This is a genomic window from Xanthobacter sp. BG11Y11_SDJG (genome assembly GCF_057364445.1).
In genome coordinates this window covers 1-2,199 of sequence record NZ_JBNFNU010000550.1, presented here as the reverse complement: position 1 = coordinate 2,199, position 2,199 = coordinate 1, and the positions used below count along the sequence as shown (strand labels likewise).

Genomic DNA, 2,199 nt, shown 5'->3' with positions numbered 1-2,199 from the left:
CAGCGGATTGGGCTGAAGCTGGGCGGCGAAGTTCTTGGCGAATTCGTCCATCAGCACCTGGGCGGTGGACTGGATGAGCGCCGCGCCGCGGCCATATTGGGCGATGGAGCCGGCGAGCTGGACGTCGGTGTCCACGTCCACCCGGGTGCCGTCGCCATCGGGAGAAAGAACAAAGATTACAATCGCCCGCGCCGTTCCGCGCGCCCGGGTCTCGCTGCCCGAGGCCTCGGCGACGACGCGGTGGCTGGCTTCGTCGCGCTCCTTGTAGACCAGCGTCCCCTTGAAGGTCAGCGCCACCGGGCCGAGCTTGACCGAGACCGTGCCCAGATAGCTGCCGTCCGGCCGCTCCTCGATGAGCTGCGCCCCGGGCGCGCAGGGCGCCACGCGGGGAATGTCGTTGAGCGCGATCCAGGCCTCGGACACCGGCAGCGGCACCCGAAACCGATTGACGATCTTCATGTCTGCCGAGCCCTCCGGCTGCCTTTGGCGTGTCCTCCCGACTTCTATGGGGCTGGAGTCATAGCGTGTCAACATATGACCGCCAGTTTGTACGACAAACATACGTAATGGCGTAACGGGGGATTGTGTCGCGATCTGCGGTTGCGGCGCCGCAGCCGTCTCCCCGCCCCCACGACCGGGCGGATCCCGCGCCAAACCCAGCCTGTTCCCGCCTGATGGTTCCCGCGCGTCAGTCGCGGCCGATCCCGGCGCCATGCAGGCGGCAGGTGGCGATGGGTGTCACCGGGGCGGTAAGACGGATCGACAGGCCCCCGTCCGGCGCGTCGCCGAGCCGAACCGGCAGTTCGCCGCCGGGCATGACCACCGTCAATGCAGGCTCCACCAGCCCGGAACGATGAGCGGCGACGGCCGCCGCCGAGGCGCTGGAGCCGGAAGCCAAGGTCGGGCCTTCGCCGCGCTCGACGATGCGCAGATGGAGGCGGGTCCGGCTCTCGGCGAAGACCCATTGCAGATTGCAGCCGCGCGCGAACGGGCCGGGCGTTCCCCCCGGTGCCGGCGCGTCGGCGATCCGCGCGAGTTCGGGCGCCGCGGCGCGCAGGGCGGCGTAGGAGGGCAGGGCCTCCGGCGTGTCCACCAGCGTGACGCAATGGGGTGCCGATGGCGAGCGGCAGGCTGCGCGTCCAGTCGGTCCGCCCGAACAGGCGCCGGCCGGCCTCGTCGATCGCCGGAACGCTGAAGAGGTCGCCGCGCGGCACCACGCCGCCCGGCCGCGCGCCCGCCGCTTCGGGACCGAGGCGCAATGGCGCCGCCATCTCGGTGACGATGGGGCCCTCCGGCGTCTCCCCTTCCAGCCAGGCGCCGAGGCGCACCTCGCCGCCATCTCCGGCGATCACCGTGAGGCCGGCGCGGCGCTCGGCATGGCCGGCATCGAACAGATAGCGGGCGAAGATGCGCGAGCCGTTGCCGCTGAATTCCGCCCGGCTGCCATCGGAATTCAGGATGCGCAGGCCGAAGCGCCCGTCCGCGAGCGGCTCGGGCCCCACCAGCAGGCCGTCCGAGCCGATGCCGAGATGGGGGTCGCACACGCGCCGCACAAACGCGACCGGCGGCAGCCCGTCGCCGGCAAGTCCGTTGCGGACCGGGTCCAGCAGCAGGTAGCAATTGCCGAGCGTCTGGTATTTTTCGACGACGATGCCGTCCCCGCGCGCCATCATGGCGTCGCGGCGTGCAGGATCGCCGGGAGGTCGGCGCAATCGCGCGCGGCAGCGAGCAACGCCTCGCGGACCACCAGCTTCTCGCGCGGCTTGCCGCTCTGTGTTCCGCGCGCGCGCTCGCAGGCGTCGATGCGCCGCCAGCCGTCCCGGTCGACGAAGGCGATGCGCCGGCTGGCGAGCACAGCGTCGAGCCGGAAGCCGGGGTCCGAGCGCACCGGGCGGCCGGCAAGATCGGCGATCACGGCGCGCGCGGTCTCCTGCCCGCAGGGGCGGTTGGTGCCGATGACGCCGCTCGGCCCGCGCTTCATCCAGCCGGTGACATAGAGGCCCGGCAGCACCCGGCCGCTCAGCGTCACGCGGCCGTCGCGGTTGGGCACGCCGCCCGCCGCGGGTGTCGGACGGCACCCCGGCGAGCGGGGAGCAGCGGAAGCCGGTGCTGCGCACCACGAGGCCGCAGGGAAGATCGAAGGCTTCGCCGGTTGGCACGGCCGTGCGTCCGCCCGGCGGCCTCCAGCCCCATGCGGCC

The 2,199-nt window shown here is 72.4% G+C and carries 2 protein-coding genes and 1 pseudogene; all 3 read right to left on the bottom strand.

Going from position 1 to position 2,199, the window contains the following annotated elements; translation table 11 throughout:
* On the bottom strand, positions 1-459 hold a 459-nt coding region (locus AC2W7M_RS24265), incomplete at its 3' end, for an SRPBCC family protein (protein ID WP_486135571.1).
* A 229-nt stretch (positions 460-688) separates the two neighbouring features.
* Positions 689-1,093, bottom strand: coding sequence for a hypothetical protein (locus AC2W7M_RS24260; RefSeq protein ID WP_486135569.1), 405 nt, complete (start codon positions 1,091-1,093; stop codon positions 689-691).
* 328 nt (positions 1,094-1,421) lie between these two features.
* Positions 1,422-1,670 (bottom strand): annotated as a pseudogene (locus AC2W7M_RS24255) (hypothetical protein); the annotation flags it as partial.
* Positions 1,671-2,199 lie beyond the last annotated feature (529 nt).